The sequence below is a fragment of the Kitasatospora sp. NPDC036993 genome (assembly GCF_055607525.1).
The window spans coordinates 1-5,160 of record NZ_JBVJRP010000042.1 but is presented as its reverse complement, the minus strand read 5'-3'; the positions used below and the strand labels follow the sequence as shown (position 1 = coordinate 5,160).

Below are 5,160 nucleotides of genomic sequence, written 5' to 3'. Positions count from 1 at the left end.
CGTCACCCTCGACGCCCGCCGCCGCGACAGCGCCAAAAGCGCCCTCATCACCCTCGTCGAACACGCCCTCCTCGCCCGACTCCGGTGACCGCGGGGGAGCTCACCGGACCCCGGCGGACCGTCCCCTGCAACGGGCCGTCGGGGCCGCGACGCTGACCGGCCGATGTCCTCCGGGGGCACCGCGCAAGACCCGTGTATAAGCAGCGGATAACAGTTCGGTAGGCATTTCGTGATCAACAATGACTCAACGTGGCGAATCGGCGTCACTCAGCGCCAGATGACCACGGTTTTGCTCCGTCATGTCGGCGAATGTCCAGATTGTACCGAGGCGGGCGCCCGACAGCGGCTGTTTGTCCCTCATCCCTGCACGTGCTGAAATTCCAGCTACCCCTGGAAGTCTCCCGCGCCGGTCCCTCCGGCCGCGGGTCAGGGCCCGGGGGTAGCGCTGGATTGATCCATGGCCGGCAGTCGGCCGAGAGGTAGTTGTCGAGTGAGGCGTAAGCAGCAACCCGCCCCGCAGCGGCGCTCCGAGCCCCGCCAGAGCGAGCCGAACGGTACCCCCGGGGCCCCGGCCGGGTTCTCCGCGTTCACTCCCACGGAGGAACGCGCCCAGACCGCCGTCCCGGCTCCCGAGCCCCCGGCCGTCACCGCGGCGCCCCGTACCGGCGGCCCGTCGGGCGACGGTGGCGGCTCCACCCGGTACGACTTCCTCCGCCCGCGCAACTGGCGCGTGCCGACCCGCCTGATCGCGATCCTGCTGATCCCCGTGATCATCAGTCTCGTCTTCGGCGGCCTCCGCGTGAACACCTCGGTCGACGGCTACATCAAGGCCTCCCGCGCCGAGAAGACCGCGGAGCTGGCCAAGGCGGCGACCGAACTCGCCGAGGCGCTGGAGAACGAGCGCGACAAGACGCTCATACCCCTGCTCACCAAGCAGGACCCGAACAACGAGGTGACCAAGCGCCGCGGTGACACCGACGCGGCGCTGAAGGCGTACAACGCCGCCTACGCGGCCTCCGACAAGTCGGGTGAGCTCCCCCGCCGCCACGAGGCCTTCCAGACCACCGTCGTCGACCTGCCGCACCTGCGGGCCAACGCGTACGGCGCCGAGCTGTTCGTCAGCGCCACCGCCAACGCCTACTCGGTGATGATCGGCCCGCTGCTGGCCTATGACAACTCGGTCGGCCTGGGCTCCACCAACGCCACCAGCAAGGGCCGCGCGATCTACGCGATGTCGCTGGCCAAGGCGTCCGCCTCGACCCAGCGCGCGCTGATGCTCAACCTGCTGGTCGGCATCTCGCAGAACGCCACCACGCGGTACGAGAACCAGGACGTCATCCAGCAGATCATGGTCTCGGAGAAGCTGGAACAGGTCTCCCTCAACGAGTTCAACACCGGCAGCGCCCCCGAGGACGCCGCCAAGTACGCGGCCGCGCAGGTCGCCCTGGCCACCGCCCAGGAGCGTTCGGCCTACAAGATGCCCAACGGCTCGGCGCCCACCATGCAGAGCCTGCTCCAGCTCGGCGCCTCGTACAGCCAGGCCGCCGCCGAGGGCCAGCAGAAGGGCAAGGCCGCCGCCGACGCCGCGTACACCGAGGCGAAGAACGCCGGCCTGACCCCGGACAACTGGAACCAGGCCGCGAACACCCACATCCAGGCCCTGCGGAACACCGAAGTCGCGCTGCTGGACGAGGTCCTCACCGACTCCCGCGCCCTGAAGGACAACGCGCTCTACGACGCCATCCTCAACACGATCATCGTCGTCGCGGCGCTCATCCTGGCCGGTCTGCTCACCGGCTACGTCGCCCGCTCGATGATCCTCGGCATGCGCACCCTGCGCAGCGCCGCCCTGGAGATCGCCGACCACCGTCTGCCGGACCTGGTCGAGAAGCTCTCCAAGACCGACCCCGACCGGGTCGACACCTCGGTGAGCCCGATCCCGCTGCACGGCAAGGACGAGATCGGCGAGGTCGCCCGGGCGTTCGACCAGGTCCACCAGCAGGCCGTGGCGCTCGCCGCCGAGCAGGCCCTGCTGCGAGGGAACGTCAACGCGATCTTCACCAACCTGTCGCGCCGCAGCCAGAGCCTGATCCAGCGCCAGCTGGCGCTGATCACCGACCTGGAGAACAACGAGGCGGACCCGGACCAGCTGGAGAACCTCTTCAAGCTGGACCACCTCGCGACCCGCATGCGCCGCAACGGTGAGAACCTGCTCGTCCTCGCGGGCGAGGAGGCCGGCCGCCGCTGGAACACCCCGGTCCCGCTGGTCGACGTGCTCCGCGCCGCCGCCTCCGAGGTGGAGCAGTACGAGCGCGTCGAGCTCTCCGGCATCCCGGAGGTCGACGTCGTCGGCGCCGCCGTGACCGACCTCGTCCACCTGCTCGCCGAGCTGCTGGAGAACGCCACCTCGTTCTCCAGCCCGCAGACCCGGGTGCTGGTCAACGCGACCCGCCTGCCGGACGGCCGGGTGCTGGTCGAGATCCACGACAAGGGCATCGGCCTCACCGCCGAGGACTTCGCCGAGATCAACGAGAAGCTGGCCGAGCCGCCCACGGTGGACGCCACCATCTCCCGCCGGATGGGCCTGTTCGTGGTCGGCCGGCTCTCCCAGCGGCACGACATCCGCGTCCAGCTCCGCCCGTCCGGCGAGTCCGCCGGCACCACCTCGCTGGTCATGCTCCCGCCGTTCGTCACCCAGTCGAACGCGGCGCCGGAGCCGGACGAGCAGTTCACCGTCTCCCGGATCTTCGCCGAGCAGGCGCCGGCCGCCGAGTGGGCGCCCGACACCCACGCCCGCAGCGCGGCCGAGCTGGGCTTCGACGACCACCTGACCGGTGCCGGCACCGCCGGGGCCTCCGGCTTCAGCCCGGCCCTGGAGGCCGTCCAGCGCTCGCAGCGCCTCGACCAGGTCCGCCGCGCGGCCCTGGAGAGCTCCCCGCAGGCGCCGGTGGTGGACGCCGAGGTCGACGAGGAGTACCAGCAGGGCTACGACCAGTACGCCCCGCAGGGCTACGAGCAGCCCGGCTACGGCCGGCAGGACCAGGCCGACGGCGGCTACGCCGACGACCGGTACGGCTACGACCAGGGCGGCTACCAGCAGGACGAGTACGGCCAGGACGGCTACGGCCAGTACGCCGCGCAGGGCTACGAGCAGCCCGGCTACGGCCGGCAGGACCAGGCCGACGGCGGCTACGCCGACGACCGGTACGGCTACGACCAGGGCGGCTACCAGCAGGACGAGTACGCCGACCAGTACGGCCGGCAGGCCGAGGAGGCCCCGGCCGGCCACCCCTACACCCCTGAGCCGCCCGCACTGCCCGCGGCCGAGCCGCACACCACCCTGCCGTCCGGGCTGCCCAAGCGCCGCCCCGGCGAGCAGCTGGCGAGCGGCGGCCCCAGCGCCGCTCCGGCCGGCGCCGGTTCGTCCGGCGACAGCCCGAACTGGTTCGCCGGCGCCAGGGACAACACGACGCCCGCGGCCCAGCGCGGCCACGACGTGTCCTCACTCGGCGGATACGGCCCGACCGGCCCGACCGCCAGCTCCCCCTGGCAGTCGCCGAACGACGGCGACTGGCAGCGGGCCGAGCAGCTCCGCGAGCCCTCCTCCAGCGGCACCACCGACTCCGGTCTGCCGCGCCGCGTGCCCAAGCAGAACCTGGTGCCGGGCAACGCCAAGTCCACCCCGCAGGACGGGCCGCAGGTCTCCCGCAGCCCGGAGGAGGTCCGTGGCCGCCTCACCAACCTGCGACGCGGCGTGGAGCAGGGTCGCAGTGCCGGCAACACCGGAAGCTTCCGGATCGACCCCGATCAGGCAGACCAGTCCGGCAACGGACAGAACCGGAGCACCGATCTCTTCGGCGGCTCGAACCACCAGGAGCGTTGAGTTGACTCAGATGAGCCAGGCCGCACAGAACCTGAACTGGCTGATCACCAATTTCGTGGACAACACCCCCGGGGTGTCCCACACCGTGGTGGTCTCCGCGGACGGCCTCCTGCTGTGCATGTCCGAGGGGTTCCCCCGGGACCGCGCCGACCAGCTCGCCGCCGTCGCCTCCGGCCTCACCTCCCTCACCTCCGGTGCGAGCCGGATCTTCGAGGGCGGCGAGGTCAACCAGACCGTGGTCGAGATGGAGCGGGGCTTCCTGTTCCTGATGGCCGTCAGCGACGGCTCGGCCCTCGCCGTCCTGGCCGCCCCGGACTCCGACATCGGCCTCGTCGGCTACGAGATGGCCCTGCTCGTCGACCGCGCCGGCGCCGTCCTCACCCCCGCTCTCCGCGCCGAACTCCAGGGCAGTCTCCTGCACTGACGGTTCGTCGGATACCGTCCAGGTATTCGAAGCACCTCCGCGTCCTTCCCGGGCCCGCTTCGGCGGGCTCGGGTTCGGACGTCGTACGGCCTTCGCACCACCGGCTCCGGACCTGCGCCGAAGCTCGCACCGCACCGCCGCACCTTGTGAGGAGAGGAACCGTGACACCGCCCGACGACCGCAGCGGCCAGTACGGTCTTCCGTACCCTGGCACAGGCCATGACGCCTTCGGAGCACCCGGCGTCGGCCACGGTCAGCAGTACGGCCGGCACCAGTACGGGCAGCCCCAGCACCCGTACCCCCGGACCCAGGAGCAGTACGGCCAGTACGACCAGTACTCCCGGGAGCCCTCGTACGGCGCCCCGGCACCCGGCTACCCGGCACCGGCGCCCGAGCCGGCCCCCGGCTACCGGCCCGCCGAGGAGCCCGGCTACGTCGAGGAGTTCGAGGACGAAGCCGACTCGGGCCCGCTGATCCGCCCGTTCGCGATGACCGGTGGCCGGACCCGGCCGCGCTACGAACTCGCGCTGGAGGCCCTGGTCTCCGCCGATGTCGATCCGCAGCGCCTCGCCACCCTGCTCCCCGAGCACCAGCGGATCTGCACGCTGTGCACGGAGGTCAAATCCGTCGCGGAGGTGTCGGCGCTGCTCTCCCTTCCCCTGGGAGTGGCCCGCATCCTCGTGGCCGACCTCGCCGAGGCCGGCCTGGTCGCCATCCACCAGCCCGCTTCCGGCGGCGAAACCGGAAACCAGCCCGACGTCACGCTGCTCGAAAGGGTCCTCAGTGGACTTCGCAAGCTCTAACGCGGCCGCCCCCACCCGCGCCACCACCTCCGCGAAGATCGTCGTCGCGG

At 71.4% G+C, this 5,160-nt stretch carries 3 protein-coding genes and 1 pseudogene; all 4 read left to right on the top strand.

The window, feature by feature from the left end; all coding sequences use genetic code 11:
• Positions 1–88, top strand: a pseudogene (locus tag ACZ7C5_RS37755) (ATP-binding protein); the annotation flags it as partial.
• 402 nt (positions 89–490) lie between these two features.
• The gene (locus tag ACZ7C5_RS37750) at positions 491–3,883 is read left to right on the top strand and encodes a nitrate- and nitrite sensing domain-containing protein (RefSeq protein WP_470324438.1); all 3,393 of its coding nucleotides are present in this window, start codon (positions 491–493) and stop codon (positions 3,881–3,883) included.
• Between the two features lie 10 nt (positions 3,884–3,893).
• Positions 3,894–4,307, top strand: coding sequence for a roadblock/LC7 domain-containing protein (locus ACZ7C5_RS37745; RefSeq protein ID WP_030248297.1), 414 nt, complete (start codon positions 3,894–3,896; stop codon positions 4,305–4,307).
• Between the two features lie 161 nt (positions 4,308–4,468).
• The gene (locus ACZ7C5_RS37740; RefSeq protein WP_401092832.1) at positions 4,469–5,110 is read left to right on the top strand and encodes a DUF742 domain-containing protein; all 642 of its coding nucleotides are present in this window, start codon (positions 4,469–4,471) and stop codon (positions 5,108–5,110) included.
• Positions 5,111–5,160: the final 50 nt, after the last annotated feature.

Excerpts from the sequence above, each read along its gene's own strand:
- ACZ7C5_RS37745 (WP_030248297.1), top strand. The coding sequence starts at position 3,894 with ATGAGCCAGGCCGCACAGAACCTGAACTGGCTGATCACCAATTTCGTG.